The following is a 532-nucleotide window of genomic DNA, read 5'->3' on the forward strand; positions in this document are numbered from 1 at the left end:
TCACAGTGAGCGGATCAATGTGTGTGTCGACCAAGACGAAGGGACGATACGCAGTGCACCCGCGTACAAACAGTTTACACCTCGCTTCTTTAATGACTTAAAAGTCGTGCGTTACACCAACATCAGCGAATTGATCCTCGCAACACGGGAACGCCAGACAAAGAAAGGACTGAGCTTTCAATGGCTCTCTTTCCGTAAGATAGCGTCAGGGATACAAGAGATCTTCAATGCGTCAACGTTAAACACCTATGCGCAATCAACCTCAGCCTTCTTTAGTGAGTATCAACCGGACCTGGCCCCTAATTAAAAAGACACGTTCGTCTCCGCGAAGGCGGAGGGATCAGCACGTCTGAACCTTAGCCTACCCTGCTCTATCTCTCATTTTTCTGGTTTCTCCCAACAGGTTATTCAGGGTTATCTTGCGCACGCAGTCTCATTCGGAAGGGATTTCTCTATTCACGGTTTTTTATAAGAAAGGCCGTGCAAGAAAGGAAGGATAAAAAAGACCGCTACAATGGCCATCAATAAGGGG

1 pseudogene is annotated in these 532 nt (G+C 47.4%); it reads left to right on the forward strand.

The features are described from left to right. A pseudogene (locus AB4589_RS23740) lies at positions 1–307 on the forward strand (hypothetical protein); the annotation flags it as partial. Positions 308–532: the final 225 nt, after the last annotated feature.

This window comes from Vibrio sp. 10N.222.49.A3 (assembly GCF_041475145.1).
Taxonomy (GTDB): domain Bacteria; phylum Pseudomonadota; class Gammaproteobacteria; order Enterobacterales; family Vibrionaceae; genus Vibrio; species Vibrio tasmaniensis_A.